Origin of the sequence: uncultured Algoriphagus sp., from assembly GCF_963974365.1 — a bacterium.
In the GTDB taxonomy this organism is placed as follows: domain Bacteria; phylum Bacteroidota; class Bacteroidia; order Cytophagales; family Cyclobacteriaceae; genus Algoriphagus.
The window spans coordinates 83895-101981 of record NZ_CAXBBX010000008.1 but is presented as its reverse complement, the minus strand read 5'-3'; the positions used below and the strand labels follow the sequence as shown (position 1 = coordinate 101981).

The following is an 18087-nucleotide window of genomic DNA, read 5'->3' as shown; positions in this document are numbered from 1 at the left end:
GTGTTACTTGGCGAAAATCTGAGTATCATCCTGAAAGGATTTGAATTCCAGCGCATTTCCACAAGGATCTAAAAAGAACATGGTCGCCTGCTCCCCTACTTCGCCTTTAAATCGGATATATGGTTCAATTACAAATTCTATTCCGTGAGATTTCAGTTTATCAGCTAATTCGTGCCACTCTTCCCATGGTAAGATTGCTCCAAAGTGCCTAACGGGTACATATTTCCCATCCACTGTATTGGTATGCGCCAAGGCTAATTCTTCAGGTTTGATATGTGCAGATAGCTGGTGACCAAAGAAGTTGAAATCTATCCATTTATCAGTGCTTCTACCGATCTCGCAGCCAAGAAGATCTCCATAAAATGCCCGGGTTTCTGCGATATCCCGTATCGGGAAAGCGAGGTGGAAGGGTTTAAATTGGCTCATAATGTGTACTTTCGTTGAGGGTTTTTCGGCGCCAATTTAGTTGTTTATTCCCGGAATAAGTATGGAGAAAAGGAAATCGGTATCATTGGTTTTGAGCAGTGGCGGTGCAAGAGGATTAGCGCACGTCGGTGTAATCGAAGAGCTGGAAAAGCGAGGCTATCACATTGCCGAAATTGCTGGCTGCTCTGCAGGAGCTCTAGTTGGAGGGATGTATGCTGCTGGGAAAATGGCCGAATTCAAAGATTGGATTTGCCATTTGGACCGGCTGGATGTGTTTTCTTTGATGGATTTTACTTTTTCCTCTAGAGGATTTATCAAGGGAGAAAAGGTGTACAATGCCTTGAAAAAAGTAGTTCAAGACTGTCAAATCGAGGATTTTGAGATCCCCTTTTATTGCAATGCAGTAGATTATATTAGTGGAAAGGAGGTGGTTTTTTGCGAGGGGAGTTTGTATGCTGCCATTCGTGCTTCAGGGAGTATTCCTACGGTTTTTCAGCCAGCTCGCTTTCATCGACAGGAGTTAATTGATGGCGGAGTGCTAAATCCCGTTCCCCTTTCACTTTTGCGCCAGTCAGAGGAAAATATGATCGTAGTAGTGGGGTTAAATGCTGGGGATTCGGAATTGGTTATTCCACCTAAGAAAGATGCAACCGGAAAAAGTTTTATTTCAATGCCAGCTTGGGTAGCTGATTACCGCATTAAGATGCGACAGTATTTTCCTGAGCAGGTGAAAGAACAAAAGAAAACCTCGCTCAGCTCCATTAGCCTGATGACACGCTCGTTTGATTTGCTTCAAGATCGGTTTTCAGCACTTTTAGTCGAAAAATTTCAAGTTGATATATCGATTCAAATAGCAAGAAATCAAGCTGGAACATTGGAATTTCATCGAGCGGAGGAATTGATAGAAATTGGTAGAGAAAAAGCAATTCAAGCCTTAGATAAATGGGAAAATGAATATCTCTGAACTCAATAAATTACTTGGAAATATCGACATCTATCTGCTGGATCAGATTCTGAAGGGAAGATTTTCTACCGACATGAAAATCCTGGATGCGGGCTGCGGGGAAGGTAGAAATGCAGTTTACTTCATCAACGCAGGCTATCAGATTTTCGGAGTTGATCAAAACGAAACGGCGATTCAATACTGTCGCTACCTAGCGAAAAGCTTAAATAAAAATTATGATGCTCATCGATTCCAGGTTGCTGGATTAGAAGAAATTTCATTTCATGATCATGCCTTTGATGCCGTGATTTGTTCGGCTGTACTTCACTTTGCACAAGATGAAAGCAATTTTTGGCAAATGATGAATGAAATGCTCAGAGTGCTAAAACCTGGCGGGAGGTTGTGGTTTCGGATGACGTCGGCTTTTGGTGGGATTTTGGAGAAAAGCCAAGATCTTGGTGGAGGAAAATACATGCTTCCGGATGGATCGGACAGATTTTTACTGACTGAAGCACATCTGGAGAAATTTCAGCAACTTGGATTGACCTTTTTGGAAGCACCCAAAACAGTGTTGGTGCTGGGGCGAAGGGAAATGGGAGTTTTTGTGTTGAGAAAAGAACTGTAAACAGCCAACTGAAAGCTGATACTATGGATTTACAATACGCATTAGAACTGGTTGGAACATTTGTTTTTGCGATCTCAGGAGCTTTGGCTATCCGGGAGCGCGAGCACGACATGTTTGGCGCTGGATTCACGGGGTTCATTACTGCCATTGGTGGAGGTACCCTCAGAGATATTTTGTTGGACAGTTATCCACTTGTTTGGATCGGCGATGTATGGTTTCTCTATGCCATCTTCGCAGGCATATTGGCAGCCTTTATTTTCCCAAATTTCTTAAGCCAATTGAGGAAGACTTTTTTTCTATTTGATACCCTTGGCATTGCTTTTTTCACGGTACTTGGAGTGGAAAAGGCACTCAGTTTAGGAATGAGGCCCGAGATCGCAGCGATCATGGGTATGTTTTCGGCAGTGATGGGTGGTGTGATTCGTGATACATTGACTAATGAAATACCAATTCTCTTTAGAAAAGAAGTCTATGCCTCTGCCTGTCTTGCAGGAGCCATTGTATATCTAATTCTCAATTACTTTCTGGTACCTCGAGATATTAATTTGTTGATTTCCGTCTCCGTGATTATCGCGATCCGACTGATCGCTATGAAGTTTAAGCTGAGCTTGCCTAGACTGGACTAGTGGAATTTTCAATAATCAAACTCAGGTATCAATTTTTAAGAAGCCACCAATTTTTGGCATGATTGCAGGCACTTCTGACTTATATTTTTGATAAGCTTCGCCGAATTGGTGGACTAGGTTTTTTTCCTCAAAATAGATCCCTACTGGTAGGTAGAGAAGCAGACAGACCAGATGCACGACGGAAGTTATACTCCCGGCAAACAAAAAATAACCTAGAAAAATCAGCGCCAGACCACCATAAAGTGGATGACGAACTTTGGCATAAAGACCGGATGTAATTAAGATTTTATCGTTTTTTGCAGAAGACTCAAATCCCAAAAACCGCTTTACAGAATAATGCTTACTTGATTTTGTGGCGATAATTGTCCCTAAGCCAGCTAGCATGTAGCCCAAATAATTGGTCAGATCACTTTTTGGAATCAACACATATTTAGGAATAAACAGGGACTGAAGTACTATTCCTAAGAAAAGGATCAATGAAATAAGCGTGTAAAGCAAGCGGTACCATTTAAAGGCATTTCCCGATTTTCCCTGCAGAATTCTTTTTATCTTGGATGCAGCCAAAATAGAGTGAAGTGCATAAAATACGATCCAGCTGAGGGCTAGCAGCACATAATTCATCAGGTGTATTAAATTTCGGAGAAACTATAATTTTTATGAAATCGAGCATTACGAAGAAGGTCACGAACTGGGATGATTCCTATAATGCGAGATTCCATACGGCTAATAAAAGTCAAATCATAATCATATGAAATCAAGCATGAATAAAAAGTCATACAGGGGCATGATTATCGGTGAGGCGAGATTCCATCTGACCATTAAAAATCAAATTATAAACAGATGAAAATCGGAATAATCCGCGAAGGAAAAAATCCTCCTGACAAACGTGTTCCTTTTACGCCAAAGCAGTTAAAGGCTATTCAGGAAGATTATGCTGATCAAATTACTTTTCAGGTTCAATCTAGCGACTTCCGTTCATTTTCGGATCAGGAATTTATAGATGAAGGGATTGAGGTCGTAGATGATGTTTCCGATTGTGATGTTCTTTTTGGAGTGAAAGAAGTGCCCATTGACCAGTTGCTGGATGAGAAGACGTATTTTTTCTTTTCGCATACGATCAAAAAGCAAAAATATAATCGAAAGCTGCTTCAGGCAGTGTTGGAAAAAAACATCCGATTGATCGATTACGAAGTGCTAAAGGACGAGGGGGGAAATCGTGTGGTTGCTTTTGGCAGATGGGCAGGAATAGTAGGGGCTTACAATGCGTTTTGGACGTATGGAAAGAAGACTGACCTTTTTGAGATTAAGCGGGCTTATGAATGCGCAGATCTGAAGGAACTCCATTCCGAACTAGCGAAGGTGCAATTGCCACCGGTGAAGATTATTCTTACTGGCTCGGGACGTGTTGGAAACGGGGCAAAGGAGGTTTTGAATTCATTAAAGATTCGGGAAGTTTCTGTCCATGAATTCTTGCATCTGTATTTTGATGAGCCTGTTTATGTCAAATTGAGTTCTGCCGACTATAATCGTCGCAAATCAGATGGGGGATTTGACAAAGAGGAATTCTATGCATTTCCTGAGCGCTATGAAAGTCATTTTCAGAAGTTTTCAGAAGCTGGAGAAATTCTGATCTCTGGAGCATACTGGGATCCGGATGCACCAAGATTATTTGAACTCAAGGATATTGCCGGCGAGGATTTTCAGCTTTCGGTGATTGCTGATGTGAGCTGCGATGTGGGTGGATCAATACCGACTACGATTACTTCCAGCACGATCACGGATCCAGTGTATGATGTGGATCGCCAAACGGGAGAGAAAATTCCTGCCTTTGGAAGTCAGACGAGTATATCGGTCATGGCGATTGATAATTTGCCTTGTGAGTTGCCGCGAGAAGCCAGCCAGGAATTTGGAATTCAATTGATGAATTGGGTGATTCCAGCACTTTTGGACGATAATTCTGGGATGCTGGAGCGAGCGACGATTGCACGGGATGGGGACTTGACAATTGAGTTTATCTATTTGAATGACTTTGTAAATGACTATGATTAAGTTGAATCGCTTTTTGGAATCCACACTCTTAAAACCCACAATGACTGGATCTGAGGTGGATTTATTAGTTAAAGAAGCCATTGAAGAGCAATTTGTGGGAGTATGCGTCCCACCCTTTTGGGTGAAAAAAGTAAGGAGAGATTTAGGCGAAGAAAACATACAATTAGTCACGGTAATTGGGTTTCCTTTTGGATACACCGATACCGCGACTAAGGTCTTTGAAACCAAGGAAGTAATCCGTCAAGGAGCTGACGAACTGGATTTGGTTTGGTCTCAAACCGCTTATCATTCTGGGATGAATTGGCCAAAAATAGAAATTGCTCAGATAGCCAAGATTTGTCATGAAGAAGAGAGAATTCTCAAGGTCATTATAGAAACAGCCAATTTGAATGAAGCGCAAATCATTGAGGCTTGTTTGATATGTCAGAACGCTGGGGTAGATTTTGTGAAAACATCCACTGGCTATGCCTCCGCTGGCGCAAAGGTGGAACATATCAAATTGATGCGGGAAAAATTATCTTCAAATGTGGGCATCAAAGCAAGTGGAGGCATCAAAACGCCAGATTTTGCTCTTGAACTGATTAAAGCAGGAGCAGATCGCATTGGGACTAGTTCCGCGAAAGCATTGATGGATTCCTGGCGGAATTCTTAATCGTTGCTGAAATAAATTAATAGAAACGGAATAATGAAGAAAGTCAACAAGATGTAGGCAAAGCCGAGAAACTTATTTTTTACCGTGCGCTTTCCAATATACATCGCCAATATCACAGGAATATTTCTCAGCGTAGGAAATGGCAAGAAGATCAACGCACCTATCAAATTGAACAGGAAGTGGACAATGGCAAGTGCTATGGCAGCTTCGGTTTTATAAATAGCCGCAATGGCCGCTGTGATAGTGGTACCGATATTAGCTCCTATGATAAATGGGAAAGCCTTTTTCACAGAGACTTTTTTATTTGCTACCAGAGGAACTACCAAGGAAGTGGTGACTGTGCTGGATTGAACAGCAGCTGTGAAGAATGTGCCGTATACAAAAGCCATGTAGGGGTTTTTGAATATTAGCTTATTGATATCCTGAAAACTATTGACCACAAATGCTTTGTAAACTGCCGTGGACAGAATCTTAATGGCTGCAAAAACCAGAAAGACTGAAAGAATCATCGTCACGAAAGGAATATTTATCGTCTCAGAAATCCACTCTGATATTGGGCGAGTAAACACCTTATTGAAAACGATGGGAGCTGATAAGGATTCATCAGTGATAAAAAAATGAGCAATGGAAATGGATAATTTGGATAAAAACCTAAAATAGACTTCCAATGGCAACAAAATAATAACCGTGGAAATGTTAAAGATATCATGAAGCATCCCTGCCGAAAAAGCTCTCTTGAACTCTCTATTGCTCATAATATAGGAGAGTGAAACCAGCGTTGACGTGAGGGTGGTTCCGATATTTGCGCCCATCACCATAGGTACAGCTTGCTCCAGGGAAAGGTGACCGGATGCGACCACCGCGACTACACTTGCGGTGACAGTTGAGCTGCTCTGTATCAAAGCGGTCATTAATAGTCCGATAAACAGACTGACAAATGGATTGCGAGTCGCAAGCAGGATGCTTTCCGCTACGTCATTGTTCAGATGGCTCATTGCTACCGTGAGCAAGTCAATAGCGAAGATGAATAGCAACAGTGCCAAAAGCATCATAATGTAGCTTTTGGTTTTATTTACTTTGTTTTGTTCCGGCTCTAAGCTCTCCATCTTTTAGTTCAGAATAAATCTCCTGCTTTTTATTTTACCTCAGGATTAGGGGCTTATAAAAGAGTCTTGAACTATCCTAGAATCCAAATTTTTAATAAAATAAAGGGCAAAAGTTGAAATTTTTTTGCGAAAAACAAGGCAAAACTTCCTTTTTGAAGAGGAATTGTAGTTACTTAACAATTTGATAACATGGATAGAAGGATATCTTCTTTAATTTTGCGCGACCGACCAAAAGGCAAATCATGGCCAAGAAAAAAATAGACCAAAACATTAATCAGGATAAGCTCTCCAAAAGTGCTTACTCCCTCTTTGATTTCACCAAGAAAGAGAAACCCTTTCTAATCATCATTTGTGTACTCATATCCATCGCTGCGGTAATTACTCCATATACGTATGCAGCTATGTGGTTTGGTTTTGCTTTGGCTGCATATTCTGCTATCGCCAATGACAGTATTCAGACGATCGGTACTTTTATCGCTTCCAATCATAATAAGAAGTGGTATTGGTTATGGCTTTTCATGGGCCTTATATTCGTAGGCACGGTTACCTACAGCTGGTTTACTTATAATGGTGACGTGAGTTACCAGAGATTATCTGTTCCGGGTCTGGATAAAGCGCCAACAGGCTTTGTATTCCTTCAGCTTGCTGCCCCTATCGTTCTTTTGATTATGACCAGGCTCAGAATGCCTGTATCTACTACATTTTTGTTGCTGAATGTTTTTACCTACAAGGCTGGGACTATTGTTAGTGTCATGTTTAAAAGCTTTGTGGGGTACCTTCTTGCATTCTCTATCGCTATCGCTGTTTGGTTTGTTCTTGAGCGATTTGTCAAAAATTACCTGAAAGGAAAGCCTGCTCCGTATTGGATTTACCTGCAGTGGATCACCTCTGGTACACTGTGGGCAGTGTGGATTATGCAGGATGCTGCAAATATTGCTGTGTTCCTTCCTAGACAATTGGATGCAGTAGAATTCTCCATTTATGCAGGGTTTGTATTTATTGGATTAGGCTTCCTGTTCTACATGAAGGGGGATAAAATCCAAGGAATTGTCAACGAGAAGACAAGTGTAACAGATGTACGTGCTGCTACAATTGTGGATTTTGTGTATGCTATTATTCTCTTTTATTTTAAGCTTTACAGCAATGTTCCGATGAGTACTACTTGGGTGTTCATAGGTTTGCTTGGAGGTAGAGAAATCGCAATTGCACTCGGCAAGCATGCCAAAACAGAGAAAAGAAATGCGTGGTTGTTCAGAGCCTTTAAATTGGCTAGGAATGACGTGTCCAAGGCATTTATCGGATTAGTGGTATCCTTGATTCTCGCATTCATTATCAATGATGGCGTGAGAAACGAGATTCTGGATTTTTTCTAGGTCGTTTTGGAAATAGAACTATACAGCCACGAGTACTTTATGAATGAAGCCCTGAAGCAAGCCAAAATTGCTTTTGAAGAGGGTGAAATTCCTGTTGGGGCTGTAATAGTTTCTAAAAACATAATCATTGCCAAAGCTTACAATCAAACGGAAAAGCTCAATGATGTAACAGCTCATGCAGAAATGCTTGCGATTACTTCTGCTGCGAACTACATAGGGGCAAAATATCTGAATGATTGCAGGCTGTACGTGACGTTAGAGCCTTGTGTGATGTGTGGAGGGGCACTTTTCTGGTCGCAAATCGGTGAAATCCACTATGGAGCGTCTGATCCAAGAAGAGGGTATTTGCAGAGCAATCCGGGAATAGTGCACCCCAAAACAAAAGTATTTCCTGGAAGTCTAGCCTTAGAATCTGAACAGCTTTTGCTGGAATTTTTCAAAAAACTGAGAAAATAAAAGGAAATTGATCACTAGAGAACCTTTTTCGTTTTCACTTGGTTGCTAAGGCAGATTATTTGTAAGATTTTTAATCAATCTTTTAACCTTAAAATAAAACAAAATGGCTTTCGAACTTCCAGCTTTACCTTATGCCACTACGGCTTTGGAACCACACATTGATGCAAAAACTATGGAAATCCACCATGGTAAGCACCACAATGGATACGTAACTAATCTTAACAATGCAATCGCAGGAACTGACTTGGAAAGTAAGTCTCTAGAAGAATTGCTTCAACTTGCAGGCTCAAATACTGCCGTAAGAAATAACGGTGGTGGTCATTACAATCACAGCCTTTTCTGGAAAATCATGTCTCCATCTGGAGGCGGGGCACCGACTGGTGATTTGGCAAATGCGATCAATGCAAAGTTTGCCAACTTTGATTCATTCAAAGAAGCATTTAACAAAGCAGCAGCGACAAGATTTGGATCTGGCTGGGCTTGGTTGATTTTGACTGCAGCCGGTACTTTGGAGATTGTATCTACTGCCAATCAGGACAATCCCCTAATGGATGTAGCTGAAATCAAAGGAACTCCTATCATCGGGCTTGATGTGTGGGAACATGCTTACTACCTGAACTATCAGAACCTACGTCCTAGCTACATTGCAGCTTTCTGGAATGTGATCAACTGGGATCAGGCAAATGCGAACTACGCAGAAGCGTTGAAGAAATAAGCTTTTGAAGCTAAAATTAGAATCCCCGGACATCATGTTCGGGGATTTTTTTATGTCCAAAGCTGAGATAATACTGTACGGTTTCGATACACTGTTATTTTTAGGAGAAACAAAAAATGTCGAATAGGGCTATTTTAGGCGGTTTTCAAGCCTTGGCATTTCTTTTTCAATAGGTGGCAAACGACACACAATGTACTATTGAAATGAAAACTACCAACTTACTTTATCTTACGCTTTTCACCTATCTACTGGGGATTAATAACCTTGCGGCTGCAGACAAAGATGTCAGCGTGATTACCGGAAAAGTTACGGATCAAAACGAACAGTCAGTTCCCTATGCTAATGTGGCATTGATCGACGCTACTAGTGGTAATCTTGTAGATGGTGCTGTATCCGATGAAAATGGGGAATTTCTAATTGAATCTACCAAGACTGCCAAAGTGAAATTGGTGGTTTCTTCTATTGGCTTTACCGCTTTTGAATCTGAAGTATTTCAACTTGAACCTGGATTGAAGAAGAACTTTGGGCCAGTCACTATTCAGGATGAAATGACAGGTCTGGATGAGGTGACTGTAAAATCTACCCGTCCGGAAATCATCATCGAACCTGACAAGACCACCATTAATGTGGAGGGAACAGTAATGGCTGAGGGATCAAATGCGCTGGATGTGATCGGAAGATCTCCGGGAATATACGTGGATCAGGACGGGATCATCAATCTGAATGGTCGGACAGGTGCTACAGTGATGATCAATGATCGTTTGACCTATATGAGTGCCACTGACTTGGCGAATTTTCTTCGGTCTATGCCTGCCGACAATATTAAGAGTATAGAAGTGATCAATAATCCTTCAGCGCGATTTGATGCGGAGGGATCTGCTGGTGTGATCAACATCAAATTGAAAAAGAATACAGTGGATGGAATGTTTGGAAATATACAGGCAGGAGCCTTATATAACGGGCAGTGGCTACCTAATACCGGCGTAGCGCTGAATGTGAAAAAGGGTAAGTGGACTACAAATGCCAATTTGAATTACAATCATTACGGTAACTTTAATGATCTTGAGATTTACAGAAATTTCACCTTGCCCGAAGGCATTTCTAATTTCAGTCAAGAGTCAAGAATTGTGACTAGGAATAAGAATCTCTTTTTTACCGGGGCGGCGAATTATGAGATTAATGAGAATCAGAATATTGCCATAAACGTACAGGCTTCGGATTCCCATGATAGAAATGACAATAACTCACTGACTGATATCATTACTCCAGGCATGGATGACATTAGTTATCTAAAATCGATTAATGACGCCACAGGAACAGGAAGTAGGTATTTTGCTAATCTTCATTACGATCTAAAACTTGACACCTTGGGCACTAAAATCAGTTCCGATGTGGACTTTACCCGAATGAATTCCGATAGTAAATCGTTGCTTACCAATCAACAATGGGTGGGCGCGAATATGTCAGATGCAATGAATAGTAATATTCTGACCCTGAATGATATGTATTACAATATCTTAACAGCCAAAGTGGATTTTGTAAAACCAGTAGGAAAAGGAAATACAATCGAGACTGGAGTAAAAGGGAGCTGGGTAAAGTCTGATAATAACCTAGACCTAAGTAAAGCACAGGAGGATGGTCCATTTATTCCTGACCCAAGCAGCAACAGGTTTATCTACAATGAAAATGTCTTAGCTGCTTATGTTTCCTATAAAGGGAAGTTCTCAGAAAAACTTTCCTATCAGGTAGGTCTAAGAGGTGAGCATTCGAATATCACTGGAAATTCAGTGACACTGGATCAAGTAAATAAACAGAAGTATTTCAACTTATTTCCAAGTGCTTTCCTACAGCATAAAATCAGCGACAACTACCAGATCGTCTACAATGTCAATCGCAGAATCACCAGACCTAATTATCGACTACTTAATCCTTTTGTATACTACATCGATCCTTTGACAAGTGAAACGGGTAACCCGAATCTCAAGCCTCAGTACTCCAATAACATTGAGATGAATCATGTGGTGAAGGGTATGTACCAATTCACACTTGGGTATAGCGAAACAGAAGATGCGTTTATGCAGGTGTTTGTTCAGAATGAGGAAGATCGGACTACGACTACTTATACCGACAACTTTGATAAGACGAGAAACGCAAACTTCAGAGCGATTATCCCTGTAGACATCAAAGAATGGTGGTCTACTTCGAATATGGTGCAAGTGAATTACAATCGTTATAGGTCACAGATTGGTGATGATTACCTAGACAATTCACAGACCTCATTCATGGTCCGTTCGCAGCACAATTTCGTTTTGCCACTAGGCTTTAAAGCGGAAGTGATGGGGATTTATCTCGGTCCTCAGATTTGGGGACAGGGAGAGATAGCCGGATTTGGATGGGTAGATGCAGGAGTGACCAAGTCTATCATGAAGGATAAAATCACAATTTCGGTAAACGGAACTGACCTTTTTCGCACACAAGTAATAAAAGCAAATGTTGACTTCGCTGATATTGACACGAGTTTCCGTCAGTATCGAAGCAACCAGGGAGTTCGATTTACATTGAAATATAATTTCTCCAAAGGAGAAAGCTTCCGCGTGAAGAGTAATTCAGGAAGCTCCGAAGAGCGAAATAGATTAGACTAAGGTTATCTGAAATAGAAAGAGCCGGATCATTGGTCCGGCTTTTCTTAGTTTATTTCAACGTTGTAAAGATCTTTCCCCCTTGATGGGAGATAAAACCAATTACTGAAAATGATATAGGAAGATCAAAACTCCTGTAAAGGCTGGCTTCCTTTGGTCTTTGATTTCGAGTTTTACCTCCACTTCAGCTTTTACAGTTCCTCGTAGGTTGGCTACATTTTTTAGCGTTGCAACCAGTCTCACTTCACTATCTACAAGTACAGGATTGGCAAATCTCAGGGATTCAATACCGTAGTTGATCATCATTTTCAGATTTCTCACATCCACGATTTGTTCCCAAAGATGCGGTACGATACTTAAGGTCAGGTATCCATGGGCAATGGTATTTCCAAAAGCACCTTCGGCTTTAGCACGCTCAGGATCTGTATGAATCCACTGATGATCATGGGTGGCTTTAGCAAAAATATTGATCTGTTCCTGAGTGATATGGAAATAATCTGATGTACCTAGACTATGACCATTGTGCTTCTCAAACTCTTCAAAACTACCTATGATTAATGGGGACATGCGCTATTTATTTTGTAAAAAACCAAATTAGGGGAGTTTTGGCGGAAATTACAAGTAGAATTATAGCGTCATGTACTTGAAAAGTGGGGATCAAATAGTAGTAGAATTCACTAATTAAATTTTTTATTAGGACTTTAGTTTTTTAAACAAAATAGTATATTTTGCACCAAATATATTCGTTTTCCACATGTTAATATTGGGTGTAGTTTTTAGTTTTTTCTTAGCTTCTCAAGTTCCAGTTGACTCGATTCCGACCAAAGAAGTACCCAAAATTTATTCTTTACTTTCAGAAGATCAGCGAATTGAAATTTCCGATTCTTATGAAGTTACCCACAAAATAGAACGAAAGTATACCATTTTTTCGCCAGATGGATTAAGTCATGCTTTTACCTCAGTTTTTTACGATAAGTTGAATGATATTGAAAATGTGGTGATAGAAATTACCGACCCGGTGAGTGGTAAGACAATAGATAAAGCGAAGACAAAAGATATGACTGATGCTGCTATTTATTCTACCAGTAGCATTTTTGATGATAATCGGCATAAGTATTATGAGGTCAAAAGCAGCAAGTTCCCAATACAGGTTACAATTAATATAGAGACTAAATCTTCCTCTAATTTCCAATTGAGCGATTGGATACCAGTACATCGCTATAATCAAAAGGTATTAAAATCTACCCTTACCGTTGTGTATCCTGAACAAATAGGATTGAGGTATAAGTCTGTGAATTTGCTTGGAGAGAAAACAGAGAAGGTGGTGGATAATAAGATTGAAATTACTTGGGTAGAAAAAGATCTACCTGTTCAAACTCCTGATTTGAAAAAAGAAGATGATCACAAATTGTTATTAGCCCCTGTCCAATTTGCTATGGGAGACTATGTCGGTAAAATGGAGGATTGGTCTGGCCTAGCTGAATGGCAATATAAGCTCAATAAGGAACGAAAAGCTCTTCCCACCGACTTTGAAGCTAAGTTGGTGGCTATGATATCCAATGCTTCAACAGAGTACGAGAAGATTCAAATTCTCTATGAATATTTGCAGAAAAACTACCGCTATGTCAGCATCCAATTAGGAATTGGGGGCTGGCAAACTATGCTAGCTACAGATGTTGTCAAATATGCATATGGAGACTGTAAAGGATTGACAAATCTAATGCAAGCTATGTTGAAGGCGGTCGGAATTACTTCAAACTATACCTTGGTACAAGCGGGTAAGGATGCGGAGGATATTGAGATAGACCTTCCCTCCAATCAATTTAATCATGTGATCCTGCAGGTTCCAATGAAAGAAGGACAGAGTCCTATTTGGTTGGAATGTACTTCCAGCTCTCTTCCTGCGGGATTTCTCGGGGAATTCACCAAGGATAGACACGTGCTGGTAATTGATGGACAAGGAGGTTATTTGACCAAAACTCCAGCCTACAACTCACTCGATTGGAATACTATCCACAGCAAAAATGAAGTGAAAATTGATGCTAATGGAGACGCTTCTATTGCTACAAGGCTTAAAGTTGATGGCAATTTTGCTGAAGACATGCTTATGGTTAAGCAACACCTTAATACGAGACAGCAGCGTGACTATTTCAACCGAAATTCTCCAGTTGCTGGTTTGATCATCAACCAATATGAGTTGAGTGTTGAACATAGAGATTCTCTTTTGTTGGCAGATGTAAGCTATGATGGCTTTATCCAAAAGTTTGTCCAGAATACCGCTAAGCGAATGATATTAAAATCATTTTTAGGAAAAGTGACAGATGACATGCTTGTCAATAATTCACTTAGTCAGATTGATGAGTATGAAATTGAGCTTCCGGAAGTGATGGATGCGGAAAATCTTCCGGATAATTTATCGATTGAGGAAGAAGGAATAGCGGTGAAATTATCTGCGTCGCTACATGGTAAAAGCTTACTTGTAAAAAGGGAAATGAAACTATCAATCAGTAAGGAAATGACCGAAGAATCTAAAACGGACCTTATTAAACGAATTAATGCTCTAGGCTCTTCAAGCTTCTACTTTATCAAAAACACAGCTGCACTCAGAAATGAATAAAACTTTACTAAGCCTTATTTTGATCCTTTTTTCGGGGATTGGGTATTCTCAAACGCCTAAAATGGGAGAGTTTAGTGCCACCGAGATTTCTATGACTGAGGTAGCATATGAACCAGATGCATCGGCGGTGTTATTAGTACACCATGGAAAATCTCAATTCTTATCTGGGCTAATTGAAACCACCTATTTTGTGCGTTTAAAAGTGCTTTCTGAAGCTGGTAAGGATAACGCAGATATTCGGATTCGCTTTTATGTAGGAGACCAACGAATGGAGGCCGTATCGGGTGTCAAAGCCCAGACAACAAATTTCGAAAATGGCAAAGAAGAATCCGTGAAGGTTTCGAAGGATGGAATTTTTGAAGTAGATCTAGATGACGGGTACAAGGAGGTGAGAATTTCTTTTCCGAATGTACAAGTAGGGTCCATCATCGAATATCAATACAAGAAAGTAGACAAAAACCTCACTTTCATAGATGGCTGGACATTTCAAAATAATCTTCCTACACTTTTCAGCAAGTATGAAATTACAATGAACCCAAACCTGGAATACAGAACCATGGGTCAAGGTCAAAACTTCTCTACCAGTGTGGAAAAAACACACGAGTTTAATACCTACACCTGGACGCTGAAGGACTTGCGTTCTCTCAAAGAGGAGCCATTTATGAAGAATTACAGGGACTACATAGATAGGATAGAATTTCAATTGGCTCAATATAAAGCTTCAGGAGACTATGGAGTGGAATGGAAAAACGTGCTCAACTCCTGGGAGGTACTGGGAGATGAAGTTATTTCCTATTATACGGAAAAAGGATTCTACAGAAATAACCCTATTACCAAAGAATTCCTCGAGGTGGACCTAAAGGGAGCTACACAACTAGAAACAGCTCAGAAAGCATATTATTACCTTAGGGATAACTTTAGAGTTGAAGGAGAAGACTGGATTTATCCAGACCAAAACCTCAATCAATTACTGAAATCTAAGGTAGGTTCACCGGTTGAAGTTATGCTGGCACTAATGGGGGTACTAAAGTCAGAAGGGATTTCTTGTGAACCAGTTTTAATTGGCAGTAAAGGATATGGGAGGAGCGATCTGGTACCTTTTCCTTTCCTTAATCAGTTTGATGAAATACTGTTGTTAGCAGTATTAGATGGAAAGCGTCAATTTCTTGATTTATCCCAACCTGATGCACCCTTTGGGTATGTTGATTTAGACAAACATGTGACTGGAGGTCTTCACCTCCAGAAGAAACAGAGTACGCTTATCCCAATAGACATTCAGCATAATTCTAATTCCTTGTATTTTAGTCAGGTTACCATGAATGAAGAAGGGCAACTAATAATGAATAATTCACACCGAAGCTATCGTTATAGGGGCCTTGGTTTAGCAAAAGATATAGCTGGAATAGAAAAAAGAAGTGAATCGTTAAATAAGCTATTCGATGAAGAAGATGGTGTTTTGTTTGATAATTTTGAAGTGAATAATTTATTGGAAGAAAATGACATGCTGATAATGAAATTCCAAACAAAGTTTACTGATATGGAAGATCAAGAGATGATTCTATTTAGCCCACTTAAATTTTCTTCTTTTTCAGAAAACCCATTTACCCAAGAATATAGAATGTTTCCGGTAGATTTTGGATATGCATATACAGAAACTTACAGCACAGTAGTAAGTGTTCCTGATGGATATGAAATAAACGATTATCCCTTGGAAGCTGGCTATACTATTAATGGTGAATATGTTGTATTTGTATATTCTTCGTCGATGACTAACGATGTTCTTAATATTTCTGCAAAGTTCGTAGTGAAGACCCCACTTATTCCTGCTACTGAATATGAAAACCTCAAGTATTTCATGGAAAGTGTGGCCTCCAAGCTTTCTGAGCCGGTGATTCTTAAAAAGAAAACTAGTCCATAATGACTGGGCTTGTTAGCAGGTACCTTATTAGCTGCTTAATTGTCTTTTTTATTCCTCTTTTTACGCATGCGCAAGTCACTTTTGGAGAATATTCCTTAGAGGAATTGGCTCTTGAAAGTGTTCCATTTGAGCCTGAAGCAAAGCAGGTTACACTGTATGAAGAAGCCAATGCTTACTTCAAAGTGAACGGTATTTACACAGATTATATCTTCAGGTATAAGGTTCTGGATGACAATTCTGAGGGATTTGGAGACTTTAGGATCTTATTTTATAAGGGAGATTACCTTACAGAGGACATCACTAGACTCAAAGCACAGGTAAGTTATTTGGATGGAGATCAAAGGAAGGTAGTGCAGCTTTCAACTAAAACCCATATCAAAGAGATAAATGTGGGTGAAGGATACTTTGAATTTAGGATAGCTTTTCCTCACGTCAAAAAGGGATCTATTTTAGAGTATAGCTACACCAAAATGGATAAATCGTATAGTATTTTAGACGGGTGGGCTTTTCAAGCTGAAATACCAGCGCTGATCAGTAAGTACACTTTTAAGGCGCCTGATTTTTTCCAATATCAAATGATTACGCAGGGTAAGATTCTAAAGGAAGTGTCGCAAATTTCTCAAAAGAAAAATACATATTCCTGGACAGTGAAGAATATTCATTCTCTTCCCGAAGAGCCTTTTGTTGGAAATATCATGGACCATGAAGTGCGGGTAGATGGCTATCTATTCACTAGTCAATATGTCAGCTCTGAAAATTTGGAGACATCCGATATCTTTTATGCTTCATGGAATCAGATGTCAACAAGAATGAGAGAAAGTACTGAGACAGCTTCTTATTTGGGAGATAAAATACCTAAGGCTAATTATCCCTCAGTCGTATTTAAGGATTCTACAGAGAAAGCTACAGCTGTTAAGGCCTTTGATTATGTTTCAAAAAACTACAAAGCCTATTCTTCGCGTTGGTTGGAACCCTTCTATTCCTTACCTGTCTTCTTGGACAAAAAGGAAGGAAATAGCTTTGATAAGAATTTACTCCTTTCCCATTTGCTCAAGCTGGAAGGAATAGATTCGCATATAGTTATGGTAAATGAGCGTGGGAGAGGTAGAAGTGTGTTGATCGAAAAACCCTATATCAATCAATTCCAAAGCTCTATTTTACTTGTGAAGATTGATGGTCAGCAGGTGTTTTTGGATGCAACGGACTCTACAGCTCCTTTTGGACTTCTGCCCTTGCGAAAACTTGTTCCAAGGGGATTTTTTATGGAAAAAAATAATGGAAGACTTGATGATATCAAGATTCCACATCGCTCAGGGATCATTCATCTAGTTAATCTTGAGGTGGATTCTACCCAAAGACTTCAGTTTGCCCATACCTTAAAGTATACAGATTATGCAGCTATTGAAGCGGCAAGTATGATGGAAAACAGTTCTTATGAGAAATCAATGAAAGAGCTTGGTGTTGAGTCAGAGATTTTTGACTTTTCTTTTGATAATCAGCTGAAAGATAAAAGGGTAATTAGTATGAAGTATAACACCAGTATTTCTAATTCTTCTGGTGATATTTTAGTCTTAAATCCCTTTGAGCTATCTTATTTTGCAAAGAATCTATACACTCAAAATGATCGAATACTCCCTATAGATTTTGATTATCCGATGTTCGAAAATTTTAACGTGAATTTCACTATTCCAGAAGGATATGTGTTGGATGATTACCCTGAAAATCAGGTCATTACTATCCCATCTAAGGGAGTAAAATTTTCTTATCAGATAGATGCAACTGGCCAGGAGTTTAAAATCTACACCAAATTAGAAATTGTCAACACTACCTTTCCCGCTGCAGAGTATTCTGATTTAAAATTTATTATGGAAAGTGTGGCTTCCAAGCTTTCTGAGCCGGTGATTCTTAAAAAGAAGTCTACACCCTTACTAAACTGACGTGA

16 protein-coding genes are annotated in these 18087 nt (G+C 39.8%); 12 read left to right on the top strand and 4 right to left on the bottom strand.

Annotation, left to right across the window (positions count from 1 at the left end):
• Positions 1-3: 3 nt before the first annotated feature.
• Positions 4-426, bottom strand: coding sequence for a VOC family protein (locus AACZ87_RS12050; protein WP_339867459.1), 423 nt, complete (start codon positions 424-426; stop codon positions 4-6).
• 61 nt (positions 427-487) lie between these two features.
• Between AACZ87_RS12050 and AACZ87_RS12045 the strand changes: the two genes are divergently transcribed.
• Genes AACZ87_RS12045 through AACZ87_RS12035 form a run of 3 tightly spaced genes read left to right on the top strand, consistent with a single transcriptional unit; the run spans position 488 to position 2620 of the window.
• Positions 488-1390, top strand: coding sequence for a patatin-like phospholipase family protein (locus AACZ87_RS12045; RefSeq protein WP_339867458.1), 903 nt, complete (start codon positions 488-490; stop codon positions 1388-1390).
• On the top strand, positions 1377-1994 hold the full coding sequence (locus AACZ87_RS12040; RefSeq protein WP_339867456.1) for a class I SAM-dependent methyltransferase: 618 nt from the start codon (positions 1377-1379) through the stop codon (positions 1992-1994). Before AACZ87_RS12045 ends, AACZ87_RS12040 begins: the two co-directional genes overlap by 14 nt.
• A gap of 23 nt (positions 1995-2017) precedes the next feature.
• Positions 2018-2620 (top strand): trimeric intracellular cation channel family protein, encoded by a 603-nt coding sequence (locus tag AACZ87_RS12035; protein WP_339867455.1) that lies wholly within the window; start codon positions 2018-2020, stop codon positions 2618-2620.
• Positions 2621-2641: 21 nt separating this feature from the next.
• On the opposite strand, the gene AACZ87_RS12030 is transcribed toward AACZ87_RS12035, so the two are convergent.
• On the bottom strand, positions 2642-3241 hold the full coding sequence (locus AACZ87_RS12030; RefSeq protein WP_339867453.1) for an isoprenylcysteine carboxylmethyltransferase family protein: 600 nt from the start codon (positions 3239-3241) through the stop codon (positions 2642-2644).
• Positions 3242-3460: 219 nt separating this feature from the next.
• Between AACZ87_RS12030 and AACZ87_RS12025 the strand changes: the two genes are divergently transcribed.
• Positions 3461-4669, top strand: coding sequence for an NAD(P)-dependent oxidoreductase (locus tag AACZ87_RS12025; RefSeq protein ID WP_339867451.1), 1209 nt, complete (start codon positions 3461-3463; stop codon positions 4667-4669).
• Positions 4662-5321, top strand: a complete 660-nt coding sequence (deoC, locus tag AACZ87_RS12020) for a deoxyribose-phosphate aldolase (protein ID WP_339867450.1) — start codon at positions 4662-4664, stop codon at positions 5319-5321. Before AACZ87_RS12025 ends, deoC begins: the two co-directional genes overlap by 8 nt.
• Here the strand turns inward: deoC and AACZ87_RS12015 are convergent.
• Entirely contained in the window at positions 5318-6427 is a 1110-nt protein-coding gene (locus AACZ87_RS12015; RefSeq protein ID WP_339867448.1) for a Na/Pi symporter, read from the bottom strand. The genes deoC and AACZ87_RS12015 overlap by 4 nt on opposite strands.
• A 242-nt stretch (positions 6428-6669) precedes the next feature.
• On the opposite strand from AACZ87_RS12015, the gene AACZ87_RS12010 reads away from it, so the two are divergent.
• From AACZ87_RS12010 to AACZ87_RS11995, 4 genes are all read left to right on the top strand, one after another.
• Positions 6670-7800, top strand: coding sequence for a hypothetical protein (locus AACZ87_RS12010; protein WP_339867447.1), 1131 nt, complete (start codon positions 6670-6672; stop codon positions 7798-7800).
• Between the two features lie 12 nt (positions 7801-7812).
• A complete protein-coding gene (locus tag AACZ87_RS12005; RefSeq protein WP_339867731.1) occupies positions 7813-8256 on the top strand; it encodes a nucleoside deaminase in 444 nt (147 codons plus the stop codon).
• Between the two features lie 103 nt (positions 8257-8359).
• Complete coding sequence (locus AACZ87_RS12000; protein ID WP_339867446.1) at positions 8360-8971, top strand: superoxide dismutase; 612 nt, start codon at positions 8360-8362, stop codon at positions 8969-8971.
• Positions 8972-9174: 203 nt separating this feature from the next.
• Positions 9175-11613 carry an outer membrane beta-barrel protein gene (locus tag AACZ87_RS11995; RefSeq protein WP_339867445.1) on the top strand — a complete coding sequence of 813 codons (2439 nt, stop codon included), beginning with the start codon at positions 9175-9177 and terminating at the stop codon, positions 11611-11613.
• 99 nt (positions 11614-11712) lie between these two features.
• On the opposite strand, the gene AACZ87_RS11990 is transcribed toward AACZ87_RS11995, so the two are convergent.
• Positions 11713-12177: a MaoC family dehydratase gene (locus tag AACZ87_RS11990; RefSeq protein WP_339867444.1), complete on the bottom strand. Its 465-nt coding sequence runs from the start codon at positions 12175-12177 to the stop codon at positions 11713-11715.
• Between the two features lie 187 nt (positions 12178-12364).
• Here AACZ87_RS11990 and AACZ87_RS11985 point away from each other — a divergent pair, with 187 nt between their 5' ends.
• The 3 genes from AACZ87_RS11985 to AACZ87_RS11975 are packed head-to-tail and all read left to right on the top strand — an operon-like array spanning position 12365 to position 18082.
• Positions 12365-14227: a transglutaminase-like domain-containing protein gene (locus AACZ87_RS11985; protein ID WP_339867443.1), complete on the top strand. Its 1863-nt coding sequence runs from the start codon at positions 12365-12367 to the stop codon at positions 14225-14227.
• Positions 14220-16145: a DUF3857 domain-containing protein gene (locus tag AACZ87_RS11980; RefSeq protein ID WP_339867442.1), complete on the top strand. Its 1926-nt coding sequence runs from the start codon at positions 14220-14222 to the stop codon at positions 16143-16145. The genes AACZ87_RS11985 and AACZ87_RS11980 overlap by 8 nt, the downstream gene beginning before the upstream one ends.
• Positions 16145-18082 (top strand): DUF3857 domain-containing protein, encoded by a 1938-nt coding sequence (locus tag AACZ87_RS11975; RefSeq protein ID WP_339867441.1) that lies wholly within the window; start codon positions 16145-16147, stop codon positions 18080-18082. The genes AACZ87_RS11980 and AACZ87_RS11975 overlap by 1 nt, the downstream gene beginning before the upstream one ends.
• Positions 18083-18087 lie beyond the last annotated feature (5 nt).